General features: G+C 38.5%; 25 protein-coding genes. 11 read left to right on the forward strand and 14 right to left on the reverse strand.

Annotated elements, in window-relative coordinates; genetic code table 11:
* Positions 1–62: 62 nt before the first annotated feature.
* From ND812_RS16800 to ND812_RS16825, 6 genes are all read right to left on the reverse strand, one after another.
* Positions 63–362, reverse strand: coding sequence for a ferredoxin family protein (locus ND812_RS16800; RefSeq protein ID WP_002980754.1), 300 nt, complete (start codon positions 360–362; stop codon positions 63–65).
* Positions 363–411: 49 nt separating this feature from the next.
* Positions 412–1,731 carry an adenosylhomocysteinase gene (gene ahcY, locus ND812_RS16805; protein ID WP_265359462.1) on the reverse strand — a complete coding sequence of 440 codons (1,320 nt, stop codon included), beginning with the start codon at positions 1,729–1,731 and terminating at the stop codon, positions 412–414.
* A gap of 9 nt (positions 1,732–1,740) precedes the next feature.
* Positions 1,741–2,703 carry an ArsR/SmtB family transcription factor gene (locus ND812_RS16810; protein ID WP_265376509.1) on the reverse strand — a complete coding sequence of 321 codons (963 nt, stop codon included), beginning with the start codon at positions 2,701–2,703 and terminating at the stop codon, positions 1,741–1,743.
* A gap of 98 nt (positions 2,704–2,801) precedes the next feature.
* Positions 2,802–5,342, reverse strand: a complete 2,541-nt coding sequence (locus ND812_RS16815) for a methyl-accepting chemotaxis protein (RefSeq protein WP_265376510.1) — start codon at positions 5,340–5,342, stop codon at positions 2,802–2,804.
* A 74-nt stretch (positions 5,343–5,416) separates the two neighbouring features.
* On the reverse strand, positions 5,417–6,544 hold the full coding sequence (locus tag ND812_RS16820; RefSeq protein WP_265376511.1) for an Lsa36 family surface (lipo)protein: 1,128 nt from the start codon (positions 6,542–6,544) through the stop codon (positions 5,417–5,419).
* Between the two features lie 53 nt (positions 6,545–6,597).
* Complete coding sequence (locus ND812_RS16825; RefSeq protein ID WP_265376512.1) at positions 6,598–7,518, reverse strand: DMT family transporter; 921 nt, start codon at positions 7,516–7,518, stop codon at positions 6,598–6,600.
* A gap of 44 nt (positions 7,519–7,562) precedes the next feature.
* Here ND812_RS16825 and ND812_RS16830 point away from each other — a divergent pair, with 44 nt between their 5' ends.
* Positions 7,563–7,838 (forward strand): hypothetical protein, encoded by a 276-nt coding sequence (locus ND812_RS16830; protein ID WP_265376513.1) that lies wholly within the window; start codon positions 7,563–7,565, stop codon positions 7,836–7,838.
* Between the two features lie 37 nt (positions 7,839–7,875).
* Here ND812_RS16830 and ND812_RS16835 read toward each other — a convergent pair whose 3' ends face one another.
* Complete coding sequence (locus ND812_RS16835; protein WP_265376514.1) at positions 7,876–8,154, reverse strand: TIGR04454 family lipoprotein; 279 nt, start codon at positions 8,152–8,154, stop codon at positions 7,876–7,878.
* Between the two features lie 66 nt (positions 8,155–8,220).
* Here ND812_RS16835 and ND812_RS16840 point away from each other — a divergent pair, with 66 nt between their 5' ends.
* The 4 genes from ND812_RS16840 to ND812_RS16855 all read left to right on the forward strand — a co-directional run bounded on the left by ND812_RS16840 (position 8,221) and on the right by ND812_RS16855 (position 13,711).
* Positions 8,221–8,565 carry a VOC family protein gene (locus ND812_RS16840; RefSeq protein WP_265376515.1) on the forward strand — a complete coding sequence of 115 codons (345 nt, stop codon included), beginning with the start codon at positions 8,221–8,223 and terminating at the stop codon, positions 8,563–8,565.
* A 61-nt stretch (positions 8,566–8,626) separates the two neighbouring features.
* Complete coding sequence (locus ND812_RS16845) at positions 8,627–10,702, forward strand: methyl-accepting chemotaxis protein (protein ID WP_265376516.1); 2,076 nt, start codon at positions 8,627–8,629, stop codon at positions 10,700–10,702.
* A 268-nt stretch (positions 10,703–10,970) separates the two neighbouring features.
* Positions 10,971–12,752: a M61 family metallopeptidase gene (locus ND812_RS16850; RefSeq protein ID WP_265376517.1), complete on the forward strand. Its 1,782-nt coding sequence runs from the start codon at positions 10,971–10,973 to the stop codon at positions 12,750–12,752.
* A complete protein-coding gene (locus ND812_RS16855; protein ID WP_265356318.1) occupies positions 12,752–13,711 on the forward strand; it encodes a magnesium transporter CorA family protein in 960 nt (319 codons plus the stop codon). Before ND812_RS16850 ends, ND812_RS16855 begins: the two co-directional genes overlap by 1 nt.
* A gap of 3 nt (positions 13,712–13,714) precedes the next feature.
* Here ND812_RS16855 and ND812_RS16860 read toward each other — a convergent pair whose 3' ends face one another.
* The 5 genes from ND812_RS16860 to efp are packed head-to-tail and all read right to left on the reverse strand — an operon-like array spanning position 13,715 to position 18,193.
* Complete coding sequence (locus ND812_RS16860) at positions 13,715–15,529, reverse strand: hypothetical protein (protein WP_265376518.1); 1,815 nt, start codon at positions 15,527–15,529, stop codon at positions 13,715–13,717.
* Between the two features lie 3 nt (positions 15,530–15,532).
* A complete protein-coding gene (locus ND812_RS16865; protein ID WP_265376519.1) occupies positions 15,533–16,270 on the reverse strand; it encodes an SDR family NAD(P)-dependent oxidoreductase in 738 nt (245 codons plus the stop codon).
* A 5-nt stretch (positions 16,271–16,275) separates the two neighbouring features.
* On the reverse strand, positions 16,276–16,998 hold the full coding sequence (locus tag ND812_RS16870) for an SDR family oxidoreductase (protein ID WP_265376520.1): 723 nt from the start codon (positions 16,996–16,998) through the stop codon (positions 16,276–16,278).
* On the reverse strand, positions 16,995–17,624 hold the full coding sequence (gene mtnB, locus ND812_RS16875) for a methylthioribulose 1-phosphate dehydratase (RefSeq protein WP_265376521.1): 630 nt from the start codon (positions 17,622–17,624) through the stop codon (positions 16,995–16,997). The genes ND812_RS16870 and mtnB overlap by 4 nt, the downstream gene beginning before the upstream one ends.
* 2 nt (positions 17,625–17,626) lie before the next feature.
* Complete coding sequence (gene efp / locus ND812_RS16880; RefSeq protein ID WP_100715848.1) at positions 17,627–18,193, reverse strand: elongation factor P; 567 nt, start codon at positions 18,191–18,193, stop codon at positions 17,627–17,629.
* A 68-nt stretch (positions 18,194–18,261) separates the two neighbouring features.
* Between efp and ND812_RS16885 the strand changes: the two genes are divergently transcribed.
* The 4 genes from ND812_RS16885 (at position 18,262) to ND812_RS16900 (ending at position 20,934) form a co-directional block, all read left to right on the forward strand.
* Positions 18,262–19,326 (forward strand): KamA family radical SAM protein, encoded by a 1,065-nt coding sequence (locus tag ND812_RS16885; protein WP_265376522.1) that lies wholly within the window; start codon positions 18,262–18,264, stop codon positions 19,324–19,326.
* Positions 19,310–19,855 (forward strand): hypothetical protein, encoded by a 546-nt coding sequence (locus ND812_RS16890; RefSeq protein ID WP_265376523.1) that lies wholly within the window; start codon positions 19,310–19,312, stop codon positions 19,853–19,855. Before ND812_RS16885 ends, ND812_RS16890 begins: the two co-directional genes overlap by 17 nt.
* Before the next feature lie 83 nt (positions 19,856–19,938).
* Positions 19,939–20,145: a hypothetical protein gene (locus ND812_RS16895; protein ID WP_004787999.1), complete on the forward strand. Its 207-nt coding sequence runs from the start codon at positions 19,939–19,941 to the stop codon at positions 20,143–20,145.
* Between the two features lie 3 nt (positions 20,146–20,148).
* On the forward strand, positions 20,149–20,934 hold the full coding sequence (locus ND812_RS16900; RefSeq protein WP_265376524.1) for a nucleotidyltransferase family protein: 786 nt from the start codon (positions 20,149–20,151) through the stop codon (positions 20,932–20,934).
* 3 nt (positions 20,935–20,937) lie between these two features.
* Here ND812_RS16900 and msrB read toward each other — a convergent pair whose 3' ends face one another.
* Positions 20,938–21,465: a peptide-methionine (R)-S-oxide reductase MsrB gene (gene msrB, locus ND812_RS16905; protein WP_265376525.1), complete on the reverse strand. Its 528-nt coding sequence runs from the start codon at positions 21,463–21,465 to the stop codon at positions 20,938–20,940.
* Between the two features lie 68 nt (positions 21,466–21,533).
* Between msrB and ND812_RS16910 the strand changes: the two genes are divergently transcribed.
* Together ND812_RS16910 and ND812_RS16915 are read left to right on the forward strand one after the other, a co-directional pair.
* On the forward strand, positions 21,534–23,195 hold the full coding sequence (locus ND812_RS16910; protein WP_265376526.1) for a hybrid sensor histidine kinase/response regulator: 1,662 nt from the start codon (positions 21,534–21,536) through the stop codon (positions 23,193–23,195).
* 70 nt (positions 23,196–23,265) lie between these two features.
* The gene (locus ND812_RS16915) at positions 23,266–24,861 is read left to right on the forward strand and encodes a DEAD/DEAH box helicase (protein WP_265376527.1); all 1,596 of its coding nucleotides are present in this window, start codon (positions 23,266–23,268) and stop codon (positions 24,859–24,861) included.
* Here ND812_RS16915 and ND812_RS16920 read toward each other — a convergent pair.
* The gene (locus ND812_RS16920) at positions 24,840–25,910 is read right to left on the reverse strand and encodes an SAM-dependent methyltransferase (RefSeq protein WP_265376528.1); all 1,071 of its coding nucleotides are present in this window, start codon (positions 25,908–25,910) and stop codon (positions 24,840–24,842) included. The two genes, ND812_RS16915 and ND812_RS16920, sit on opposite strands and share 22 nt — an antisense overlap.
* Between the last annotated feature and the right edge of the window lie 2 nt (positions 25,911–25,912).

Below are 25,912 nucleotides of genomic sequence, written 5' to 3' on the forward strand. Positions count from 1 at the left end.
ATTAGATCAGTAGATTAAAATAAAAGTGGGCGATTACTTTCGGAATACACCCACAAGATTCGTTATTTACTCGGGTCGGAACATTTGGCACCTTTGAGAGGTGGTTTTGTTGTTACGATTACCGGGAATTTATTTGCTTCTTTTGCGTTTACTTCAATTGATGGTTTGTGTTTTTCGGGAACATCATAGTCCGGAAAAATCGCATCAATCGGGCATTCGTATTGGCATGCATTACAATCAATACAAGTATCTGGATCGATGTACAAAGTGTCCGGAGCTTCGTGAAAAGCTTCCACTGGACAAACTGCAGCACAACTCGTGTATTTACAATCAACGCAAATTTCAGTTACAACATACGCCATGAGAAACTCCCAATGCCCTTTATTGAACAATCATAAAGGGCAATTTTTTTTAGTAGCGGTAGTGGTCCGGTTTGTAAGGACCTTCTAGTGGAACACTGATGTAATCAGCTTGTTTTTGAGTGAGTTTTGTCAAACGAACACCCAACTGCTCCAAATGAAGTGCAGCTACCTTTTCATCCAAGTGTTTTGGAAGGCGATACACACCCAACTCATATTTCGTAGTATAGAGTTCAATTTGAGCCAAAACTTGGTTCGTAAAGGAACTAGACATGACAAATGATGGGTGGCCTGTTGCGCAACCTAAGTTCACTAGACGACCTTCCGCAAGAACGATAATGGATTTACCATCTGGGAAAGTGTATTTGTCTACTTGAGGTTTGATTTCTTTTTTAGTCACACCTTTCTCAGAATTCAAACGTGACATTTGAATCTCAGTATCAAAGTGACCAATGTTACAAAGGATTGCACCGTCTTTCATCGCTTTCATGTGTTCCAAAGAAATGATATCATCATTTCCAGTTGCTGTCACAACGATGTCTGCGTTTTCAATTACATCTTCCACGCGAAGTACTTGGTATCCTTCCATCACTGCTTGGAGTGCACAAATTGGATCGATTTCAGTTACGATCACACGTGCTCCAAAATTACGAAGGGATGCAGCAGAACCTTTTCCTACGTCTCCGTATCCGCAAACGAGAGCTACTTTTCCAGCAAGCATCACGTCAGTAGCACGTTTGATTCCGTCAGCAAGTGACTCACGGCAACCATAAAGGTTATCAAACTTTGATTTTGTTACAGAGTCGTTTACGTTGATTGCAGGGATTTTCAAAGTTCCTGCTTTTAATTTTTTATGAAGTGCAATCACACCTGTAGTTGTTTCTTCAGAAACACCTTTGATGTCTGCAAGTAGTTGTGGGTATTTTTCATGGATGAAGTGTGTAAGGTCATGTCCATCATCTAGGATCATGTTAGGACCTTTGCCACCATCAAAAAATAGAGTTTGTTCAATACACCACCAGTATTCTTCTTCCGTTTCACCTTTCCATGCAAATACAGGGATTCCTGCTTTTGCAATTGCGGCTGCTGCATGGTCTTGTGTTGAAAAAATGTTACAAGAGGACCAACGAATGTCAGCACCTAATGCAGCTAAGGTTTCGATAAGAACCGCTGTTTGGATTGTCATGTGAAGAGATCCGCAAATTCTTGCACCTTTAAGTGGTTTAGAAGTTCCGAATTCTTTACGAAGAGCCATAAGACCTGGCATTTCTTTTTCTGCCAAAATGATTTCTTCTCTTCCCCATTCTGCAAGAGAGATATCCTTCACTTTATATGGCAATCGTTCCGATTTTGTTTCAGTTGCTGTGGACATTTTGTTTCCTTATTCCTTTGTTGCTTTGATTGTTAAAATTTTAAAACTTGATTCTGTTTGGATTTCTCCAATTGATTCGACTTTGAAACCTGCATTTGATAACCATGATTCAAATAATTCTGGTTCAAACCCAAGCCATAAATCCGCAAAATTATCTCTCATGTATTCTGCATTGTGTTTCTCTAAATCAACAATACACAAAACTCCACCCGGTTTTAATACACGGGCAATCTCTTCTAAAACTGTAGGTGGATGAGAAATATGATGCATAACCATAGATGCAACTACCGCATCACAGGATTTAGATGTAAGTGGCAAATGTTCCATAGGTGTTTGGATTAAACTTACACTTGGATTTTTTGCAAAGTGGATGGATGCGTTTTCAATCATACGGGAAGAGTTGTCAATTCCAGTAACATGTTTTGCTTTATTGAGTAAAAAAGGAATAAGACCTCCAGGCCCACATCCCAAGTCTACAATGTTTTCACAAAGGGGTAACTCTTGTAAAATCCATGAACGATAAAGTTTTGGGTGTAAGGTTTCTTCCTGTAATTTTTCCCAACTCTCAGCAACTCCATCAAAAAATGATTTCGATTTTTTCTCACGAGCTTCTAAAATTTGATGAACCATTTTTTGATCCTTTTCTCTTGAGGGAAGTTCTTCTTTATAAGATAACAATAATTTGGTGAGCTCTAAAGGGAATCTGAATCCAAATCCCTCTTCATCTGGTAAAAAACTGTAAACCAAACTGCCTTCCCGTCTCGAACCAACTAACCCGGCTTCTGTTAGGATTTTTAAATGGCGGGAGATCCGTGATTGGCCCATGCCCAAAATTTCCACCACTTCATTCACGGAAAATGCTCCAAAACTTAAGATATGGAGGATCCGAATCCTGGTTTCATCAGAAATGGCTTTGGTGGCAGCTAGGATTTGTGAGGCACTGCGGATGGATGGAAGGGTTTCTGTTGCCATTTCTAAGATATCTACATATCAAGAAATCTTGATATGTAGATTCTGAGCAACCAAAAAAAGGAATGTTCCTAAAAATTGGAACATCCTTCGGCAGGGAACTAAGAGATTTTAAAGAAATTGATCTTTCTTTTTAGGGTTTCCGCTAAGTTTGCAATCCCATTCGCGGTTGCAGTCATTTCTTCAAGGCCTGCAGCAGTACCTTGGGTGAGGTCATTGATGCTAAAAATGGCTTGGGCAACCTCTCCAATCGCATTTTTTTGCTCTTCCATGGAAAGCCGGATGGCTTGGCTAATTTGGTTCACCTTGTCCACCTCTTCCCCTACCTTCTGGTTGATGATGAGCTGTTCCTTGGTACTTTTTTCGATGGTGTCTGTCATTTCATCAAACGAACTCACACCTTGGATGATCCTTTGGATGAGAGAAATTGTGGTTTCAATTGTGTCTCGACCACTTTCAATTTCCTTCTCGTTTGCTTGGATGAGTTCACCAATGTCATTGATTGAAATGGCAGTTTTTTCGGCGAGTTTACCAATTTCATCGGCTACTACGGCAAAACCACGACCATACACACCCGCTCTTGCAGCTTCAATCGCGGCGTTTAATGCAAGTAAGTTGATTTGTTCCGAAATATTATTGATGATTTCAATCACACTTCCAATTTCTTCCGAACTATTACTGATTTTTGAAATGGAATTCCGCATGGAATCAAGTGAAGATTGCCCTAATTTTGCTTCTTCTGAAATTTGATTCACATCCTGGGATGCCTTTCCTACTTGTTTGCCAGTCGCTTCAATGAGACTTGAAAGTTCCGCCATTTTTGCTTTTAAAAAATCAACTTTGCGGAATTGGTCTTCTGCTTGTGCATCTACATTTTGGACTGCAGCCGAAATTTCTTCAATGGAAGCAGAGATTTCTTCAGCAGAAGCAGCTTGTGTTTGTGCATTTGATGACAACATATTCAGAGATGCTGACATTTGTTCTGCGGATGCAGCTAAATCTTCCGAGAATGCTTGGTTGGAACCAACTACTTCTATAATTTGTTTGAGTGTTGCATTAAGTCCTCGAGAAAGGCGAGCAAATTCATCAGAAGATTCCAACTTTACTTTGGTTCGCAAATCTCCCACTTCTACATTTTGTAAAACCTTTCCGATTGTTTTCATTGGATGAAACCTTGCAGAAAACAACATATAAATCGAAAGTGCAATGACAATGGATCCAATCAAACTAATGACCGTTAAACCTCGTAATGAGGACAAACTTTCTACTTCAATTTCTTTGAGATCTATGGTAGAAAAAAACTGAATCCCATACTTTGTACTGACTTTTCTTCGAAGTAAGAATGTTGAACCTTCCCAAGGGTTACGAAAGGAATCCGTTTCACCAGCATTCAAAGCAAGCTTTTCAAATTCAGAACCTTTAAAACTATTCATTAGGTATTTTGGATTTGGATGATAAACCATCTTGGATTCTCGATCGAGTAAAAACGAATAACCAGTGGAACCAATTTTCACATTTTTAAGGAACGATTCCATCGCTTTCCCAACTAAAAAAGGCATTCCAACAAGACCTACGACAGTCCCATTCGCATTTTTCACAGGAGTTGTAACCATAATCACAATTTGACCGTTAAATGGTGATTTAACGGCAACGCCAACATGTGGTTTCCCTTCTTTGGATGCTTTGATGTTTTCGGAAACCTCAGGATTGGCCACAAGTTTGTAACCAACACTTGCTCCGCCAGGTAGTCCAGATGCAACGATTGGAGTACCTTCCTCAAACGATGCAATAAAAGCATTTTCAAGGAGTAACTGCGTATCACCGTAAGCTTTTTCCAAAGCAGGTACTGCTAATTTATAATTTCGTGTTTCTAGCGCCTGTTTGACGGAAGGTAAAGAAGCAACGTCATTTAATGTATTTTCTACTGCTTCAAAATAAACATTAATCCCTGCTTCATTACTTTGGTTAAAATTGTACAATTGGTTTGAAAACGCTTTTTCCAATGCCTTTGCATTCACATTAAATGAATATATCAAAAGGAAAATGGAGAGTACCATTACCATAAAGGAAAACATAACTGGCACTGTATTTCTTAAATTACGATAATAAGGAGTGATTCGATCATTGAGTTCTGACTGGAAGATATCGTCATCGAGTACTATGTGAGATGCTTTCTCTAAAAAGACAAACGAGATGATGACATTGAGAAGTGCAGTGAGAATCAAACTACAAATAATGTAAAATCCATCTGATTTACTTGTTTCGGGTAAATACAAGACTGGAATGATTACAATGGGAATTGCTAATGCCCATTGGGAGGCACCAACCTTTGCTCCAATCACTGGCATTCTGGCAATGGTATCCCATACTTTTGTATATGTTTCAGGGTTTTTTTCCGACTGGGACTCTAGTTCGAGTAAACCCTCTTTGATGAACTTGAGTTTTTTCGGGAAAATCAAACTGGGAAGCAGTAACGTGATGAGAGCTGCGATTACAGTTGCACCTAAAAAGGTCTTAATCTGAGTGGAACTTAAATCGACATAAAATAAGATGAGAGCAATCCCTATGGGAACCACTACTCCCAAGGAAAATACTTGGGAGGCCATGATGAAGGAACGTGTGTAACGTTTATACAAATTCATTGAAACTTAGACCTTGGCATATCGTAAATTTGATACCAAGTACGGCAAGGTTTTATGGTTTTCCCCGAAGTTTTCTAAAAAGAGAGTTTGAGTCCTAAATTTGCTGAGTAGAGGTCTTTCCCACCATACAATCCCTCGGCAATCACCTTCAGCATGAACAAATCCAATTCCAAACCAACAATTCCATAACCAATCCCACGTTTCGAATTGGATTCACCGCTTGCACGAAAACCAAGAGTAGCATTCGGATTTTGGGCAAGGAGTTGTTGGTCAAGGACTGTTTGGTATTCTCTAGGAAGTTCCAGCGGTAAGGATTGGTTGGCAGAAATGATGAAAGGACCTCGACGAGAGAGAGAAGCTGAATTATGACCAGAATTCCAACTGTAACCACCTCCAACGATCAAGTTTGCTACCCAAAATAGTCCAATCCCTGTTCGTAAGTCCACATTGGTTGTTTGGACCTTTGTGTTAAAAAGGAAATTGGTGTCCCCACCCCATTTTCCCTTAACTCCTTGGAATTCAATTTGGGCAGCTTTGCCTTCCAAATAACTAAGACTCATGTTTTGTTCCATCACATGATGGCCCACTCCCACATTGATCCCATTCCAAGTAATGAGGTTCATCAAAAATCCTTCTTTTTCTACCAGTTGGTAACGAAGCATTCCACCATACGAGCGTACGGCGATTCTTCCCTCATAATTCTTGTTATTCGATGGAGCTTGGAGTTGGTCTTGTGTCACTGCCACATTCATTCCATGCAAAAAAATTCCGATTCGACGGATATAACCACCTTCTTCTGTTCCTAACAACCAACCTGGGTTGATGTCCAAATGAAAGGAAGGTATAACAGATCCACCGACGTTCGGAAGTTTTGGGTATTTGATCAAATCATCTTGGATTTGGATATCGTCTTTTTTATAACCAGCGGCAGATGCACTCACACCTATTTGGATACGGCGGACAGTACCTGTTCCAATGTTACTTGTGCCAACATTGGCCAAAAATCCTGCTTCTAAATTTGTTTTTAATACTTCGTCGAGATACCCTTTCTCGAATTTTTTAAGTGTGGCATTTCCTGTTTCTGTGAGTTGTGAAGGTAAAAAACTACAAGCTGTTCCTTCGCAGGTAAATTGGGCAGATAGTTCCGTTTGTGCAAACAAGGTGACCAAAACTGTGGAAAGGAAAACGATTCTAAATTTCATATAGATCCTTTATTCTCTACTCTGAATCAACAATTGGAAAGTAATTTTCTCTCTCAAACCGAGACTTCTTTTGGTTTTTTTCCCGTACTAATCCAAAAAACACCTGTAAGAACAAACAATGTTCCAATACTATGTAGGATGGTAATTGGCTCATCCAATAACCAATACGCTAAAAATAAAGTCGACATTGGTCCAATTGATCCAACGATTGCTGCTGTTTTACTTCCTACACGTTTGATCCCTTCAGATACAAAAACTGCTGGAACAACGGTGTTCACAGTTCCCATAAAAAAAGCCAAACCATAAAACGAAAGGGGTTGGATAAGGTCTTTATAACTTCCGAAAATCAAAAAATGAAGAAACACCACGAGGGAAGAAATGATAAGAGCCCATGCTGTAAATCTTTTTGCACCTAACCTGGGTATGATGGACCCACTCCCCATAAGATAAATGGCATATGTTAACGCAGAAAGTAAGATAAAGAAGGCACCTAAACTGACATCCTTGGGTGATCCTAATTGTACATCCTGACCAAATGCCAATGATACACCTGTGTATGTAAGAATGAGTGAAAAAATTTCTCTTACATGAATTTTCTTTTTTAAAAACAAAAAAGATAAAATGACAACGAGAGTCGGATAAATGAATAAAATGATTCGTTCAAGGCCAGCACTGATGAATTTGAGTCCAACAAAGTCAAACAAACTGGCAAGATAGTAACCTACCACTCCCATAAGGATTACATTCCAATAATCTTTTTTTGTTAAGGAAGGTTTATCGGTTTCTTTTTCTGCGGACCATGCCATCCACAAAAGAAATGGGAAGGCAAATAACATCCGAAAAAATAATGATCCAATGGCAGAAATTTCATAACGATAGGTCAATTTCACAACCACCGCTTTGGCGCTAAAAAGTAAGGCTCCAATTAAAACAAACGCCACCCCTTTCCATTCTACATTCGTATTTTCTTTCACAAATCCATCCTGAAAATGTGTAAAAATCCCGATAGTTTAAATGGATGATTCGGTATTTGGTTTTTTTGATTTTTCTTTTGGGGAGTGTTTCCATTTTTCCCGATCAAAATGAGGAATTATCCAAACCATTGTTACGTGTATTCCCAACGTTTCGTCCAGAAGAATGTGAAGATTGGGCTATTATGCCTTTTGTTTGCAAACGATGTTTGTGGGAAGGGAAACGTTACGCTCAACAAATTCGTTTTTTTGAAGATGGTCCGTATCGGACTCACGGTTGTTATACGGAAAAGAAAGGGTTTGAAGTTTTAGAAGAAAAATAAGGAACCGGGAATCGAAATTCCCGGTTTTGGTAGTGAATTATTTTTTTACACAGCCCATAATGCCAGCGATTCCTGGAGCATTTTTTAAGCAGTTTGGATCAAATTTTCCTTCCATACACTGGTCGATCATTTTTTGTTTGCCTTGTTGTAAACCTGCAAGAACGGGAGCTGCTGCTGGGTTCTTTTTAGCTTCTTCCTCAATTTGAGTGAAAGTACTTGTAAGCGCAGATTCACACTCTTCTTGGGTATAGACTTTGGATTTACAATTCGCCAAAAATAGCCCGAGAGCGAGCGCAAGGATAAGAGATTTTTTCATGAAAAACTCCGATGAAATAGATTTCCTGATAGTTTCTTTTTTACAAAGGGATTTGAAAACAAAAAAATGATCCATCACATAGCCATAGGAACGACACATCCAAGCCATTTGGCGGCCTTTTACCTGAAGATTCCAGGTTCTTGTCTCATAAAGGAACATTTTTATGAATCGGGATCCATCCGTTCTGTATGGATCCAATTTGGTTCCATTCTCTTGATGTTGGAAGATGGAAAAAGGGAATCACCCAAAAACCTAGTATTTGCTTTGGAAACTTCAAAAGAAGCAGAATGGAAAAAATTTTTGGAATCCACTACCATCGTTTCGCGTACAGATTTTACATTGTATTTCCAAGACCCTGATGGGAATGGATTAGGTGTTAGTACCTACCCAGAAAAACTTCCCCTTCTTTAGAAATGAGTTGAGTAAACCTATCCAAAAACTATTTTAAGCGTCACTTGATTGTAGGTAAACTATGTCGATCAAAAAGAAAATTATCCTGATTTCGCTGGCTGTCATCTCCATCATCATTGCAGGGATTATGATTGTCCTTTCGATGGTTGTTCGATCAACTCTACAACATAATTTAGAAGAAGATACAAAATACATTTCTTCCAAAGTCACAAGTGATATCTCAAACACTCTCAAGTCTCCATTGAAAAAAACATTCGCCTTTCGTAAGTCTTATGAAAATGGGAATATCATCTCTAGGGCAGATGCAATCAATTATCTTAAATCATTAAACAAAGAAAACGATATCGCTTTTGCGGCGTATTGTGGTTTTGAACCCAATGCATTTGATGGGAAAGATTCTATTTATAAAAACACAAAAGAACATGATGGAACAGGTAGATTCATTCCGTATATCTTTCGAGATGGAGATAAACTATTCTCAGAACCATTAAAGAATGTGGATGATCCCATTCAGGGAGAATTTTACCAAAAACCAAAAACTACCTTACAAACCAGTATCACATCACCTTATATCTATAAGGTTGGCAAAAACGACATATTCATTGTGTCCATTATGGAGCCCATTTTACGAAATGGGAAATTCATAGGGATAGCAGGAATTGATATAAGCCTAACAACAATTAAATCATATTTAGATTCACTGAAATTTTCAGATGGTGAAGGTAAAATCACACTGATCTCAGACAATCATTTGGTTTTATATGATGGATTTACCCACCTTTCAGAAGGATTGGATTTTCGATCGGCAGCTGATCCCTATTTTTATGATCGAATTAAAAACAAAGACACAAACATTTACGAATTTAATGATTACTTCCATGTGGCAGTTCCCATAACCATTATCGAAAAAAACGATCCATGGTTTGCCCGAATCTCTGTACCAAAATCTCAAATCCAGTCCACACTCAATTCCATTATCTTTGTGACCATTGGACTTGGAATCTTAGGAGTAACACTTTCCATTTTATCAATTTACTTTAGTTTCCAAAAGTTGGTTGATCGTCGTATCCAATCCATCAATACATCTACCAAAAATGTAGCTTCAGGTGACTTAAGGCACCTCATCCAAATCGATCAGATGGATGAATTGGGCAGCATCATGGTTACTTTAAACCAAATGATCGAACACTTGCGCAAACTGATTCGGATTGCCCAAAAATCATCTGGGAAAATTAGCGAAACAACTGAAAAAATTCAAACTACAATTACGGAACTGACTGATTTAGCTCAAAACCAAGCAGCCTCTTCCGAAGAAGCAAGTGCCACCGTTGAAGAATTAAATGCATCTTCGGAAACAATTCACAGCAATGTATTAAGTGCAGTTGAAAACACAGAAACCATACACCAATCGTTAGGTGACATTCAAAACCTAATGAAAAGAATATTAGAAAAAGTGAATACGTTTGGAGAGATTTCCGTTCGAGCCAATCAAAATGCAGAAGAAGGTCGTTCCATGGCAAAGGAAACATCTCTTGCAATCAGAGAAATCCAAGAAAAATCCAAAACCATCACTGCCTTTTCCAATGTAATCTCCGATATTGCAAAACGCACTGGTTTACTTGCATTAAATGCTGCCATCGAAGCTGCAAGAGCAGGTGAATCAGGGAAAGGATTTGCTGTGGTTGCAGAAGAAATCACAAAATTAGCAAGTCAATCTGCAGAATCAGTATCACAAATCAATACTCTCTCCCAAGAAGCATTGGACTCCATTGAACGTGGGAACCAACAAGTAGAACGATTAGTGGAAGTATTAAAAAAAATCACGGATGAGGTTTCACTCATCTTCATCTCTTCCAATGAAATTGGTCCCCTCATCGAAGACCAAAGTTCTCGCACGGAAAGTATTTACACAGAAGTGGTTGAAATCACAGAACAAGTTAAGTCCATCCAACTTTCAACAGAAGAACAACAAAGGGCCACAAACGAATTGGCCAATATGACAATCAATATTTCAAATGGTTCTCAAGTATTATCAGACCAATCTTCTTCTATGGCAGAAAATGCAGAAAGACTGGGACAGGTGATAAATACTTTGGATGAGTTATTAAAAACCTTTCGGATTGAAAAAGAAGTGTAAGGAAGAAGTGCTTTCCAAGCGACTGCAAATAGCCCGAAGGAGACCACCCATTCGGAACTTGGAAAGACTGTGTCTGGTCGGTTTTGCAACAAAGCACAGGCGTTATTGCCCAGCCACCTCGCGGGTCAAAAATCTTTTGTTGTAACAACTACTATCCAAATGGACCACCTCCTTTGCTTATACCTTAGCTAAACCTTTTCTAGTACTCTTCAGATTTTTGGTCAAGAAAACATTTGATTAAAACTAAAATAAAACAAGATAGTGTACTATGGGAAAAGAGTTAGAAGGGAAAACAATCTCCTCGGAAATAGAGTCTAAGCCATCACTCCAATTACATTTTGAAGTGAGTGTATTTGATTTATATAAACACTATTACCAAGTGCGATTGACGGTTGAAACCAATCAAAATCAAATTTGTTTTTGTTTGCCAAATTGGACTCCTGGGTCCTACATGATCCGCGACTATGTTACCCACTTACATAAATTTGAAGCCATAAACTCTGCTAATCAGGAACCTGTTTCTTGGGAAATGGTGGACTTACACCGCTGGAAATTAAACAACCTCCCTCCAAAATTTGAAATCACTTATATCATTTATGCATTTGAAGATTTTACTGTCAGAACCAATTACTTAGAAACTGAGTTTGGATTCATTAACCCACCTGCCCTCTTTTTATACCCAGAAGGTAGATTGGATACACCGACCACTGTTGAGTTTAAAGTATCCGAAATTTTTCCAAACATTTACACAAGTTTGCCAAGAGACGAAAATAATTTTCATAAATTTTATTCCAATCATTTTGATGAACTATTTGATTCACCATTCCATCTCAGCAAAAAAAACTCAGTATTTTTTACTGCTGGTACCACCAAACATGAATTATTGATTGAAGGAGATGTTTCATTCGACTTCAAAACAAAACTCTCTAACGATTTACAAAAAATTACTGAAACACAAATCCAATGGATGCAAGAAAGCCCCAATCAGTATTACTTATTTGTTTTGAATTTAAGTTTACCTGCTTATGGTGGATTAGAACACAAAGCCTCCAGCATTAATTATTTCAATCCTGAACTCATTCATGATGACGAGGAATACAAACGATTATTAGAACTTTTATCCCACGAATATTTTCACCTTTGGAATATCAAACGCATTCGACCCATAGCGCTTGGACCATTTGATTACCAAAAACCAAATTTAACACGGGAACTTTGGATTGCTGAAGGTTTTACAAGTTTTTACGATGCGTATTTTTTATACCACGCAGGTTTCTTAAATTTTGAAGAATATTTAAACAAACTCCAATCTGATATCTTTTCATTGGAAGACAATGATGCTGATTTTTGGATGAGTTTAGAAGAGTCTTCTTTCACCGCTTGGACAAAATATTATAAAAGGAATGGGAACAGCCATAATATAACGGTTTCTTATTATACAAAAGGTGGTGTCCTTGCCTTATGTATGAATTTATTCTTATTACAAGAATCCAAAGATAAAAAGACAATTAGGCATGTATTCCACAAACTTAACGAAGTTTTTGTAAAAGAAAAACAAAGAGGATTCACCAAACAAGAGTTTTTTGATATTACAAAAGAAGTTACAGGTGTAGATTTAAAATTAGAATTTAATGAGTATCTTGAATCCCCAAAACCAATCCCAGTGGATGTTTATTTGGACCATATTGGAATCCATCGGATACAAACGGATTTAGTTGGTGATACTGGTTTTAAAACAAAAGAAAAAAACGGAAACCTTTATGTTCAAAAAATCCTTCATAAGTCAAATCACGAATCCATCGATTTAATGTTAGATGATGAAATACTAGCAATTAATGGGAAACGAGCAAGTAATCCCATCCTACAAAAATTAGAAAAAAACCTAAGGCCAGGTGAAAAGTTCCATTTGATCCTATCCAGAGCTGGGAAAATCAAAGAAACGATGGTGACCGCTTCTGGTTTTTACAAAACAAGAAAATTCGTGGTCTCAGAAGATTGTAGTGCTGAAAAAAAAGAACTCAGAGAATATTTTTTAAGGAACATTGTCTAATGCCTGCTATATTTAATTACATCCTGACTCCTTCTTCAAAGGAAGAAGTTTTATTAGATACCCCACTCCCACTTTCTCATAAACATCCAAAACATTGGATTCATTTAACAGCCGAAAACGAAGAAAAACTCACTTTTTTATTCCAAAAACATAATATCCATCAATTGACAATTGAGGACATCCTAAACCCGAATAGCCGGATCAAATTAGAAAAATTTCCCAATTATATATTTTTCATTTTCCGAGGATTCCATTTCGAACGTAACCAACTCACACAGAAAAATTTTAACTTTATCCTGACTCCAAACCAAATCATTTCTCTCACCTTGGATTATCGCGATAGTATTGGGAATATGATTGAGGACTGGAAAACAAATAATAAGATTTTATCCAAAGGATATGAGTTTATCGTACATAAAATATTGGATATTGAGACGGATCACACGTTAGCCATTACGCAAAAAATTGAAGAACGTATCGAACATTTTGAGGATCAAATTTTTAGCAATGCAAAGTCTTTGGACATCAGTAACGTATATAGTTTACGATCAAGTTTACTCTCTATCAAAAAAGGGATGTTACAAAACAAAGAAGTTTTAGAAGATTTAGAAAAAATCAAAAATAGCTTTTTTAGTGATGAAGCAGATGCCTTTTTTCGTGACGTACGTGACCATTCGATTCGAATTTTAGAACTTGTGGACAGTAATATTGAATCGATTTCATCAGCTCTCGAAGCTCATATTGCCATCTCTACTCGAAAAACAAATGAAATCATGAAAATACTAACGATTATGACTGCCATTATGTTACCAATGTCTCTCGTTGCAGGAATTTATGGAATGAATTTTAGACATATGCCCACATTAGAATGGGAATATGGATTTATCTCAGCAATTGGTGCAATGGGACTTCTCGGTTTACTAATGTTAGTTTACTTTAGAATCAAACGTTGGTATTAATTTTTAAACCAAACTTCTTATTTGTGCTAATAATTCTGGGTCTTCCTGTGGTGGATCAATTTCACCCCGGATCCATTGATTGAGTAAATCTTTCAGTTTTTTATTCAACGAATCGAATTCGGGAGAATTTGGGAAAAGTATGACGGAGTGAGGTTTGATGGACTTCCCTGTTGTGGATAAAAAAGCAAAATCAGGAATCATTTTTTCCAATGTTTCTGCAGAAAAAGCAGGATAGTTCATTCCAAGCCAATCCACAGAAGGTAAACAATTTTTATTAAAATACGCATCAGAAAGCGCAGATACAAGAGCTTTTTTTAACTGTTGTTTTTTCTCTTTTTCAATACGTTCTTCTCTATCTCTTAATTTTTTCTTAAAGAAGTTTTCCCTCCGTTTTTGGTATAAAAACTGACGGTCCATTTGCAAAAATGTTAGAATCGATTTTGCCTTCGCATAACCAGAGTTTACGATTGGTGTGATCCCTAAAAAATAGAATAATTTATAAAACCAAGGAATGTAATTAAAATAAACCGCTTGTAGGTTTTTACCATAAGTCTTCACAAACTCGTCATCTTTAAAGATAGGTTTGAGTTCCTTTTCATTTAATTCTAAAATTGCCTTTAGATATAAGATGTGTTCGGTGGTAAATCGATAATTCTGGTAAATCAAAGTATTGATTTCTTTGATATTGTTTTGGTTATTATTGACAAATACAGCAATTTTAGAATCTGCATCATGCCATTCCGCGGATAATACTTTTGGGTTTTTACGAAGTAAATCAACGATCACCAAATTATGTTCATCATCTTTTTCTAAATTGATACGAAGCAGTCTTGAATCAAAATCAAATTGACTGTCTAACATTTTCATGTAGACTTTTAATAATCGATCAACTTCCTTTTTCTTCTCTAACTCTGCAAACTTAACGGCGATTTCCGTTACTTTTTTTAGGTTATGAATAAAAGCATAAAATCCATTTTCTTTCAGGATTTCTTTGAATTCGTACAAAGTTTCAACTTTAGCTCGGATGATTTCTACTTCATTGATTTCTACATCTCCCGAACCAGGTGCAAATAAACGATCGAGTGCCAATCGAATTTCGGAATCAAATGCTTTGGCAAGTGGTTCGACCTTTGTCATCAAATACTCATTTGCAATATTTAAAAAATTAGATGCTTCGGATTCGGGTAAGAAATAAAAACCAATGTGGGGTAATACAATCACTTTTGATTCTTTTGCCAATTCATCAATGATGAGACCCCGAGAACGTTTTAACATTTCTGCTGACGGTTGGAGTGGAAATTGTTTGGGATCAAGTAAACGATCTAATTCGTCCCCTGTTCCTTCTTCTTCTTTGTAATCAATATCTGCGAGTTTATTTAAAACATTACGCCAGGTATCTTCTGTTAAGATCCGTTTGTTTTGAATGTAATTGTATAGATGTTCTGTTGAACGTCCGATCAATAGTTTATAAGGTTCCTCAAGAGGCATACCTCCAGGCAATCCAACTAAAAAAGTTACAAGGCGTAATTCACCTACATCAGCATCATATTTAATCTCAAACAATTGTGTTGTGAGTCCATAGTCGATGAGTTCCCACATTTGGTCGAGGGCAGTTTCTCGATCCATTTTGAGTTTTTCAAAATTTGAATCTGTAGGACGAAACAAATGACCCGCTTCAATATTTTCTCTGGAACTTTGGGCTTCTACAGTCTTCATGATGGAAAGTGCTTCTTTTTGTAAGATGATCCCAGAAGACCTTCCCAAATTTTCTTTGGTAGTGAGTTGTAAAAAATGATCGTGTGGCGGAGAGATTCTCATATATTAAATGGCAGTGATTCCACCATCAACGGTCCAATTGGCTCCAGTGATATAACCAGATTCTTTTTGCAAAAGAAAATTAACAACACGGGCGATTTCAGAAGGATCCGCAATTCGTTTTACTGGTGTTTGGTTGATGATTTTTGATTTATGATCAGAAACTTGGTCTTCTTGGATGCCCATATTTGTATCCACATATCCTGGACTAATTGCATTGGCAGTGATTCCAAATTTACCCCATTCATCCGCAATCGATTTGATAAATCCCACTAATCCATGTTTGGAGGCTGAATATGCAACGGAATTCCCAGAACCTACGATGGACAATGAGGATGCAATGGCGACTATCCTTCCAAATTTTAATTTTTTAAAGATAGGAAGTACAATTTTCGAAATCAAATACAAACTCGTGAGATTGATGCGAAAAATGGATTCCCATTCTTCAATGGATACATCCGTGATTGGATGGTAAGGACCTCCAAAACCAGCAGTATGGACAATTCCATAAATGTCTCCCATATCGGAGGACTCCATCAAGATTTTGGACAAACTCCTTTCGACTACAAAGGGTGTTTCCGAAAGGTCCACTTCTCGGTAGGTTTCTTGCAAAATAGGTTCTTTTGGCCGAACTTTGTCAAGATTCCAGACAGAAAACCCCGCAAGGACAAGTGTTCTCACGATCTCACGTCCAATCCCACCACTGCCACCTGTCACAAGAACAATCGATTCCTTGAGTTCCATCGGACCTATAAAATTCCTTTCTTTGGGGTAATGGATAAGTCATCCACAAAGATAGATTTTGGCAACTGCGAAATACACCACAAATACTCGGAAATGTCCGAAACTGAAACCATGTCTTTCTTGTCAAATGCGGGTCTTGTGTCCCATATCTCGGTTGCCACTGCCCCAAGGCTAACATGGACCACCTTCGATCCAAAGGGTTTCCATTCTTCCCGTAAGGCACGACAGATCCCAAGCACCGCATGTTTGGAAGCACAGTACAAAGCGGATTCGGGGAAACCTTGTTTTCCAGCTGTGGAACCTAAAAATACAAACGTAGATTCAGAACATTTTGGCAGAAGTCGGGAAAAACTGCGGGAAAGTTTGAGAAGGGAAACAACATTTAAATCTAAATGTGACTGTAAATCTGCATCGGAAAGTTCCGAAATCGGACCAAAGACTCCATCACCTAATGCAAAGTATACGAGAATGGAAACAGAATCTTTGGGTTTGTCGCCATACAATCCATTTAACAATGATTCGAATTGAACAAATGTTTGGTTGTCTTTTGCATCAAACCGATAAGTGCCAGGGGATTCCAAAGTAAACGAGGATAATTGGTTTTTCCCTTTTCTAGAAAATCCAAATACGAAAAAGTTTGGATCCTTTTCTTTTTGGAATCGATTGTAAAGACCCTCACCAATTCCAGATCCGATTCCGAATATAAAAACGTGGGTCTTTTTTGTCATATCCTACGTGCCATCACCTGCAAAAGAAAATGAACGGCTTCTAAGTGTTTGTTGGCTTCCGCGATTGTTTTCCCCCAGACCGTTGGGCCATGTCCTTCAATGAGAAGGAAGGGAACTTTGGGAATCCCATGGTTTTGAAAGTATCGTTTGATTTCATTGGCAATGGTGGGAACATGTGTGTGGTTATAAAAAACGGGCATTGTTAGGTTTGGTTTTTCGTCCCAAATCCCAAACGCTTTGATGATTTCAATGGGAGGAAGTGGGATATCTTTACATCCTTCTTCTTTTCCGACACCAAACTCGAGTAAGTTGGAATCAATCGTGTGAACATGGAGACATGATCCAACTTCAGGCATCTGGGAATACAAAACTTGGTGGATGGATGTTTCAGCAGATGGTTTTAATCCATCATTTGCTTGGACAAGACTACCATCAAGTGTTGATACACAAACAAAATCGGATTCTTTCAGTTCTCCTTTGTGTTTGCCAGAGGCTGTGATCCAAAATTGATTATGAGTTAGATTGTCTCTGGTAGAGAGATTCCCAGCAGTGGCAAACATCCACTGCCGTGAATAATAGAGATGGGAAAGTTTGGTGATTTCCTGTAAAGAAGTGATCAAATCCAAATCTATTTGTTAACGCGCTCCACGTAACTCAAATCACGAAGATCGATTTTTACCGTATCCCCTTGTTTGATAAAAATCGGAACTTGGACTTCACCACCCGTTTCTACAGTCACTCGTTTGAGAGCAAGACCAGTGGTGTCACCTTTTAAACCGTCTTCTGCGTAAGTCACTTCCAAGATAGCAAAGTTAGGAGGTGTTACACCTATCGGTTTGTCATTGTAAAATGAAACTTCTACCGGTGTCTCTTCTTTCATAAAGGGAAGGATGTCTTCCACATAATCTTTGGAAACAGGAATCTGTTCGTAATCGTTGACGTCCATAAAGATGATTTGGTCACCGTCAGCATAACAATACTGCATCTTACGACGTTCCAAATCCACACTTTCCAATTTCTCTGCTGCTTTGAAGGTTCTTTCAATGGAAGAATCACGGACAATGTTTTTGAGTTTGGTGCGGATAAAAGCAGAACCCTTTCCTGGGTTCACAAATTCTGTTTTGACGACGGAATAAAGCTCATTCTCAATCTTGAGGATCATCCCTTTTTTTACTTCTGTAATGCCTAAGTTCATAATTTCGTTACTCGTAAACAAAATCCGAGGGACTTGGCATAGTGTCAACCGAAGTATGGTTATAAGTCATGACTTGGTCCGATTGGAAATGGCAATTGCAAAACCGCATCACTACTTTAGCGGATTTGGAAAAAGAGATCACTCTCACAGAAGAAGAAAGGGATTCCTTTGCACGCGCCTATGAACAGTTCCAATTTGCAGTAACACCTTATTATTTACAACAATTGGACAAAAACAACCCCCATTGTCCCATCCGAAAACAAATCCTACCTCGGGCAGGAGAATTGGTTCGTAAACCCAACGAAACCGAGGATCCACTCGCCGAGGAAACATATATGCCTGTGAAAGGTGTGACCCACCGTTACCCTGATCGTGCGATCTGGTACATCTCTCACGTCTGCGCGGTGTATTGTCGTTTTTGTACAAGGAAACGAAAGGTCTCTGATCCAGAAGAAACTCCGAACCGAATGGAATGGGAAAAGGCTTTGGATTACTTTCGCAAGCAAACTAAACTCCGGGAAGTGATTCTCTCTGGTGGTGACCCACTCACCCTTTCCGATTCGTCTTTGGATACACTGCTTTCCGAACTCAAACAAATCCCTCATTTGAACCAAATCCGAATCCACACTCGTCACCCAGTGACCATGCCTATGCGTCTCACCGAAAGTTTAAATTCTGTTTTTTCCAAACACTTCCCACTCTACATGGTCACTCATTTTAACCATCCCAATGAAATTTCAGAAGAAACGAAATTCTATGTTATGCGAATGATAAAAGAAGGACATGTTTCCGTTTTTAACCAATCGGTTTTGTTATCTGGCATTAATGATGATGCCGAAATATTATCTGACTTAAATTACAAACTGATTTCCATAGGGATCAAACCATATTACCTCCACCAGTGTGATGAAGTATTTGGTAGTTCTGATTTTGTTGTACCGATGGAAAAAGGGATAGAGATTTATCGTAAACTACGTGGGTACCACTCAGGGATCACAATCCCAAATTATGTTAAAGACCTAACCGGTGGTGGTGGGAAAGTATTATTATCCCCAGAGTATTTACAAAAAAAAACAGAGAATGGGTACCTCTTTCAAAATTATCTAGGAGATGAATATGAAGTGGGCCACTAAGTATTTATTCATTTTACTTTCATTGGGAATTTTATTTTGTAAAACAACCAGTCCAACCACATCGCAAAAAGAGACTGTTTCTAAACCCTTAGAAATAAAAGAAACTCGTCCCCTAACAAAGGAACTACGGCTTACTTACCATGCAGTTTGGGTGAACAAAGAAAATTTTGAACTGAAAGAATCGATTTCTCTTTTTGGTACAGGGAACCAATACAAAATTTTATTTTCTGAAACAAATGAATTTTCATGGTTACGATTGTCTTCCACAGACAGAGAAAACCAATCCCAGTTCCGTTATTTTTTCAAAGACGAAACTCAAAATCCAGAAGTCTCTTATTTTGTTTGGGGACAAAAAAAATGCAGTGTCCAAGTCTACCACATGCCAGAGGGAGAATTGTACCTACGTTGGGAAGGAATCCACAATGGTTTTTTACTCGTCTTTGAATCCTCCACAAAAAAAACAGATTCACCCAAAGAATTGGCAAAATCCTTTCATCAATTGATCCTTGGTTCCTTGGAAGTGTACTAGTCGATTTTTCTGAAAGAGAAGATTTTTTAGAAAAAAAGATTAGGCAAATGGGAAGCCACCGTTAGGCTTTGAGGAGAAATTTTATGTGGTTAAAACTTGGCGAATCGGAAGTGATCAATTTGGACTATGTTGCATCGATCAAAAAAAATCCAAACCAACCTTCAATCGAAATCATTTACCAAGACTTAAACAATGTAAAGTCCCTCCCTTTCCCCGGCAAAGAAGAACGTGATCGTGCTTTTAAAGCCATACTAGAAAACCTTTCTCGAATGAAATTATACTTTGAATGAAATATGGAATTTGAAGCACTAAACCCGAATCTCTATGCACAGGTCTTGGATGAACTCGAACTCATCCCAAGCACAAAACCCTACCAAATTCTATTTTATGGTTCCAGAGAACGTGGGGATTACCACCCTGACTCCGACTTAAATTTTTATCTAGTGGCTCATTCTACAGACCAGATGAAGTCACAATTCATTGATTCGATTTCCAGAGTCTTACAAAAATTAGAGGATGTGGCTCCTGTGAATATGATTGCAGGGGATGCTGATTCCCTTCGCCACCGATTGAAAATTTCAGAACCTGGTTCGGTGCAACTCCTCGAAGCATCTTCTGTATTTTTTGGGGAAGGGATTTTTGAAGACCTCAAAGCTGATTGGGACAAATGGAAAGAACGTGAAATCCCAAAATCTGATCTCATCCAATACTTAGAAAAACGCATTCGGTTTTTCAAACAACAAGTGACTCGTAATGCTAAAGATGAAATTGCCCAATTGGAACGGATCACAACCCTCACATTACACATTTGGGCCTTACAGAATATCGAAGACCTCACTCATATCGAACTTTTGAAAATGGACACTCCAGACCAACTCGTTCCCCTCTTTACCAATTTGTACAGAAAGGAATTGGAAGCTCCGATTTGGGAATTACTCGAATTACAAACGAAAGTACGAAAGCTTAAAGTGGACATTCGATGGAAACGAGATGTCTCAAGAGAAGACATCCACGAAACCAAATACAAACTTATCTCATTACGAAATGACGAAGAGTTTATGATGAACCTTTGGGCCTAACACTTACGGTTTAAATTCTTTTAAAAACGATTCAAAACCTCTTTCTTTCAGTTTTGATTTGGGTATAAATTCCATAGAAGCCGAATTCATACAATACCGTTTGCCAGTGGGCTTTGGACCATCATCAAACACATGCCCCAAATGAGAATCTCCCTGTTTTGACCTAACTTCTGTTCGTATCATACCATACGAATTGTCTTCAATTTCGACCACATTGGATTTCACAAGTGGTTTTGTAAAACTTGGCCATCCTGTTCCTGATTCAAATTTGTCCTTGGAACTAAAAAGTGGTTCCTTGGAGACAATGTCGACATAGATCCCATCTTCATGGTTGTTCCAATACTCATTTTGGAAAGGGGGCTCTGTTTCGTCTTCTTGTGTTACACGGTATTGTAGGTCGGTCAGTTTTTTACGTAACTCGGGATTTTCTGGTTTTTTTGCCTGTTCTTTTGCAGATGGAGAACAGCAAAAAGAAGAGAACAACGACAAAAACACGACAGAAAGGAAAGAAACCAGTAAATTTCGTTTCATGAAAGTTAGACCAGTAGAATTTGATTTTTTACTTTCATTTACGCGAAAAATCCTTCGTCATAATAAACATGCAGATTGCTCCGCTACCAAAAAATGAGTCCGCAAGGCTTTCCGCTCTAAAAAGTTTGGAGATTCTCGACACTCCTGAAGAGGAAATGTTTGATGAAATTACCAAACTTGCTTCGATGATCTGCGATGCTCCGATTTCCCTTGTGAGTCTCATAGATGAAACCAGACAATGGTTTAAATCCCACCATGGACTAAAAGCCAGGGAAACTCCACGTTCTCTAGCCTTTTGTTCCCATGCCATTTTGGGAGACGAGATGTTTGTGATTCCCAATGCCAAACGAGACAATCGATTCAAAAACAATCCCCTCGTGAATGGGGATCCCAATGTGATTTTTTATGCAGGGATCCCACTTGCCTTAGATGACCAAATCAAATTGGGAACACTTTGTGTCATCGATAACAAACCACGAGAACTGAACGAAGAACAATTACAGATGTTACGCCTTCTTGGGAAACAAACGGTTCGGCTTCTGCAAATGCGTAAAGACAGAGACAAACTCGAAATTGAAAAAAGATCGGCTGAACGAGCAAACGCTGCCAAACGAGATTTTATCGCAGCCATTAGCCATGACATTCGGAATCCATTAAATTCACTTCTTGGAATGTCGGAAATGATCAGGGAACAACCCATTCCAGAATCCATTCATCATTATGTGGACCACATCAAAAATGCAGGGGAAGTGATCCTCAATTTAGTAAACGATACGATTGAGTTATCTCGCTTAGAAGAAAATGCATCAGTTTTAAATAACGAATGGTTCCATTTAAGCCAATGTTTGGATGTGTACCATAATTTTTTCAAACAAGAAACCAAACGAAAAAAAATTGAATTCCAATTGAAGAACGAAATTTCAGAAACAGTATACTTACTTTCTGACAAACGGAAACTGGAAAAAATCATTTGGAACCTAACAGCAAATGCTGTCAAATTCACTCACCATGGTTCAGTTACTTGTCATGTTTCCTTAGAGACAAAAGCAGATGAAAATGCAAATTTAATCATCGAAATCAAAGACACAGGCCCTGGGATTTCACCAGAGATCAAAGACCGACTCTTTCAAAAGTACAATGAATTTGTTCCAGAAGGTTGTGAAATTTCGGGCTCTGGTCTTGGTTTGTCCATCGTTAAACTTTCGTTAGAAGAGATGAATGGTGAGATCAATGTGGAATCTAAGATAGGCGAAGGCAGTACATTCAAAGTGAAAATTCCTACCGTTTGGAAACGGGAAGAATTCTCCCCTGAACAAAAAAACCTTTCGAACCAAAAAGATTCAAATCTTCCCAATTTTACCACTCGCAAAAGAGTTCTCATCGCTGATGACAATGAACTGAACCGAAAGGTTTTAAAGAATTACTTAAAACCATTGCCGTTTGATATTGTGGAGGCAAATAATGGGATCGAAACAGAGAGGATTTTAGGATCGGACCAATTTGATATCGCCTTTCTCGACATTGAGATGCCAGGAAAACATGGGACAGAGATTGCAAAGGCTCTTTCCTCGGAAAAAACGAGACCCATTTTATTTGCCTGTACGGGTCTTTGTATGCCAGAAGAAAAAGAACATATTTTAAACTCTGGGTTTGAGTACTTTATGCCAAAACCCTATTTAAAAGAAGAATTGTACTCCCATTTAGCTGAAATCGCCAAAAAACACCCGTAACGTTCGCTTGGGTGGTATGGTAGTTTTTCCCTTTCTTTTTTAGGCCGTTTTTTTATTGTATCCTATTTTCATGACTAAGAATGACACCGAAGTTGGAAATGACTTCCAATCCTTCGGATTACGTCCTGAAATACTACAAGGAATCACTGAAGCAGGCTTCGAATCACCAAGCCCTATCCAAAAACAAGCGATTCCGCTCGTATTGGAAGGAAAAGATTTAATCGCACAAGCGCAGACCGGTACCGGAAAAACTGCAGCTTACGGACTCCCCTGTTTGAACCGAATCAATGTGGAAGAAGGCATGCAAGTGCTTGTTCTCACACCAACTCGGGAACTTGCATTGCAAGTATCAGATGAATTGTACAAACTGGGAAAACATTTAGGAATCAAAACCACCACGATTTACGGCGGTAGTTCCTATTCTAAACAAATCACTCAAGTGGCAAAAGGTGCCCAAGTTGCTGTCGCAACTCCTGGCAGACTCCTTGACCTATTAAAAGGTAAGGAACTTAAAAATTTCAAACCATCAATGGTGATTTTAGACGAAGCAGATGAAATGCTTGATATGGGATTTATGGATGATATCGAATCCATCTTTAACTTACTTCCCACCAAACGCCAAACATTATTATTTTCTGCAACAATGCCCGAACCAATTAAAAAATTGGCGAGTAAATACCAAACGCACCCAGCTCATGTGAAGATTGCAGCTACAGAAAAATCTTCTAAAAACATCGAACAAGTATATTACATAATCGATGAGGCAGAACGCGAAACAGCTGTAGTACGGATTTTGGATTTTGAAAGCCCATTTAAGGCAATCATTTTCACAAAAACGAAAAAAGAAGCAGATGATCTAAAAGCAACCCTTAGTTTCAAAGGATACCCAGTTGAAGCTCTCCACGGAGACTTAAACCAAAAACAAAGAGAACAAGTTTTAAAAAGCCTACATGATGGCCGAGTGAAAATCCTTGTGGCAACTGACGTTGCAGCACGTGGTCTTGACGTAAAAGATTTGTCTCTTGTGATCAACTACCACCTTCCTTTTGATAGCGAAAGTTATACGCACCGTATTGGACGTACTGGCCGAGCTGGAAAATCGGGTAAGGCTGTGACTCTTGTAACAACAAGAGAATCAAGAGCCCTTCTCCGACTAAAAGGAACATCTGGAACTCAACTTACCATTGCAGCACTTCCGACTAAAAAGGAAGTTCACGCAAGAAGAGAAGAAGACTTTTTAAACAAAATTGTCGAAACCGAAATCCATGCTGATGCAGAAGAAGTATTAGAAAAACTTTTGAAGTTAGATGACAAACGTGCAGTCGCTTTAAAACTCCTTTCCAATATGCTCGATAAAGCTAAAATCAGTGGCCCTGAAAAAATCGGAAAAACCCCAGCGGAATGGAGCGAAATGCCTCCTGGTGGTGGTTCTGGTGGCGGCAGACGTCGTCGTGATGATGGTGGTGGATCGGGAAGTCGCGGTGGTTACCGTGGTGGAAGGTCCAACAGTGATCGCAGCGAACGTGGCGAACGAAGTGATCGCGGAGAAAGAAAAGAACGTGGTGGAGATAACCGCCGTTCAAGCACCCCCTCTTCTTCTAAAAAAGAAGGTGGAGTGTTTGTAAAAGCGGCTGGGAAAAAAACTCAGCGTTTTCGAAACAAGTAGTGGCTCACAAACCACTCTTCTCCGTTTCGATAACCCCATAACTCTGCACAGGCGAGAAAGAAAACTTTCCAATATACAAACCATTTGGTTTTTTCTTTTTCGCCGTAAGTACTCGCAAGGATAGGCAAGAGCTTGTCCTTGTTTTCAATCATGTTTTCATACCAAGCTTCAGATGTTCTTGCATAATGGGTTCCATTGACTACCCAGTGGTCTTCAATGAGGAAGTCCTTTTGGAAGTACAAAAACAAATCATCAGAAGGCATCTGCCCACCTGTGAAAAAATACTTCGCCATCCAATCCGTTTCATCAATCACTTCAAAAGGATACGCAAATTCTTTATGTGTGAAGATATGTACAAAAAACTTTCCATCTGCCACAAGAAACTTGGATAATTTTTCAAAAAGTTTCTCATAGTTTTTCATATGTTCTAACATTTCCACAGACACAATGCGATCGAACTTATCTTTTGTGGTGAACTCATTCATGTCTTTTGTGATGATAGTGAGATTTTTTAATCCTCTTTCTTTGGCACGTTTGTCGATGAATTCTTTTTGGGTACGGGAATTGGAAACACCTGTTACTTTACATTTTGGAAATTTTTCAGCAATGTAGAGCGAGATACTGCCCCAACCACATCCGAGATCAAGGACACGCATCCCATTTTTAATCTCCGCACGTTCCACAGTGATGCGTAACATCTCTTCTTCGGATTCGGCAAAAGTAGTATCAAGTGTTGGCCAATACCCTGAAGAGTATTTCATCCTCGGTCCCATCACATAGGTAAAAAATTCACTTGGGACTTCGTAATGTTGTTCGTTTGCGGCATCCGTATGAACTGCAATGGGTGAATTTTTAAGTGAATTCACATAATTCATTTTGTGCGTTAGTTGTGCGGTGGCATTTTCTTTACGTTCTTGTTTGATGCGGAGATCAAGTAACTGCCGGATACGGAAACGAATGAGCCAATCCGGGAAAATATCCTTTTCTAAAAGTGAGTTGATACTAAACGAAGATGACTCTTCCTTTTTGTTAGAATCAGTGAAATTCATGT

Source organism: Leptospira limi, assembly GCF_026151395.1.
GTDB classification, from domain to species: domain Bacteria; phylum Spirochaetota; class Leptospiria; order Leptospirales; family Leptospiraceae; genus Leptospira_A; species Leptospira_A limi.

What these genes read in the sequence shown, in the direction of transcription:
- ND812_RS16800 (WP_002980754.1), bottom strand. Translation starts at nt 362, where the DNA reads ATGGCGTATGTTGTAACTGAAATTTGCGTTGATTGTAAATACACGAGT.
- ND812_RS16870 (WP_265376520.1), bottom strand. Translation starts at nt 16,998, where the DNA reads ATGACAAAAAAGACCCACGTTTTTATATTCGGAATCGGATCTGGAATT.
- ND812_RS16815 (WP_265376510.1), bottom strand. Translation starts at nt 5,342, where the DNA reads ATGAATTTGTATAAACGTTACACACGTTCCTTCATCATGGCCTCCCAA.
- ND812_RS16820 (WP_265376511.1), bottom strand. Translation starts at nt 6,544, where the DNA reads ATGAAATTTAGAATCGTTTTCCTTTCCACAGTTTTGGTCACCTTGTTT.
- ND812_RS16895 (WP_004787999.1), top strand. Translation starts at nt 19,939, where the DNA reads ATGTGGTTAAAACTTGGCGAATCGGAAGTGATCAATTTGGACTATGTT.
- ND812_RS16900 (WP_265376524.1), top strand. Translation starts at nt 20,149, where the DNA reads ATGGAATTTGAAGCACTAAACCCGAATCTCTATGCACAGGTCTTGGAT.
- ND812_RS16885 (WP_265376522.1), top strand. Translation starts at nt 18,262, where the DNA reads ATGACTTGGTCCGATTGGAAATGGCAATTGCAAAACCGCATCACTACT.
- ND812_RS16850 (WP_265376517.1), top strand. Translation starts at nt 10,971, where the DNA reads ATGGGAAAAGAGTTAGAAGGGAAAACAATCTCCTCGGAAATAGAGTCT.
- ND812_RS16845 (WP_265376516.1), top strand. Translation starts at nt 8,627, where the DNA reads ATGTCGATCAAAAAGAAAATTATCCTGATTTCGCTGGCTGTCATCTCC.
- ND812_RS16830 (WP_265376513.1), top strand. Translation starts at nt 7,563, where the DNA reads ATGATTCGGTATTTGGTTTTTTTGATTTTTCTTTTGGGGAGTGTTTCC.
- ND812_RS16890 (WP_265376523.1), top strand. Translation starts at nt 19,310, where the DNA reads ATGAAGTGGGCCACTAAGTATTTATTCATTTTACTTTCATTGGGAATT.
- ND812_RS16835 (WP_265376514.1), bottom strand. Translation starts at nt 8,154, where the DNA reads ATGAAAAAATCTCTTATCCTTGCGCTCGCTCTCGGGCTATTTTTGGCG.
- ND812_RS16910 (WP_265376526.1), top strand. Translation starts at nt 21,534, where the DNA reads ATGCAGATTGCTCCGCTACCAAAAAATGAGTCCGCAAGGCTTTCCGCT.
- ND812_RS16855 (WP_265356318.1), top strand. Translation starts at nt 12,752, where the DNA reads ATGCCTGCTATATTTAATTACATCCTGACTCCTTCTTCAAAGGAAGAA.
- efp (WP_100715848.1), bottom strand. Translation starts at nt 18,193, where the DNA reads ATGAACTTAGGCATTACAGAAGTAAAAAAAGGGATGATCCTCAAGATT.
- ND812_RS16840 (WP_265376515.1), top strand. Translation starts at nt 8,221, where the DNA reads ATGATCCATCACATAGCCATAGGAACGACACATCCAAGCCATTTGGCG.
- msrB (WP_265376525.1), bottom strand. Translation starts at nt 21,465, where the DNA reads ATGAAACGAAATTTACTGGTTTCTTTCCTTTCTGTCGTGTTTTTGTCG.
- ND812_RS16865 (WP_265376519.1), bottom strand. Translation starts at nt 16,270, where the DNA reads ATGGAACTCAAGGAATCGATTGTTCTTGTGACAGGTGGCAGTGGTGGG.
- ahcY (WP_265359462.1), bottom strand. Translation starts at nt 1,731, where the DNA reads ATGTCCACAGCAACTGAAACAAAATCGGAACGATTGCCATATAAAGTG.
- ND812_RS16915 (WP_265376527.1), top strand. Translation starts at nt 23,266, where the DNA reads ATGACTAAGAATGACACCGAAGTTGGAAATGACTTCCAATCCTTCGGA.
- ND812_RS16810 (WP_265376509.1), bottom strand. Translation starts at nt 2,703, where the DNA reads ATGGCAACAGAAACCCTTCCATCCATCCGCAGTGCCTCACAAATCCTA.
- ND812_RS16920 (WP_265376528.1), bottom strand. Translation starts at nt 25,910, where the DNA reads ATGAATTTCACTGATTCTAACAAAAAGGAAGAGTCATCTTCGTTTAGT.
- ND812_RS16860 (WP_265376518.1), bottom strand. Translation starts at nt 15,529, where the DNA reads ATGAGAATCTCTCCGCCACACGATCATTTTTTACAACTCACTACCAAA.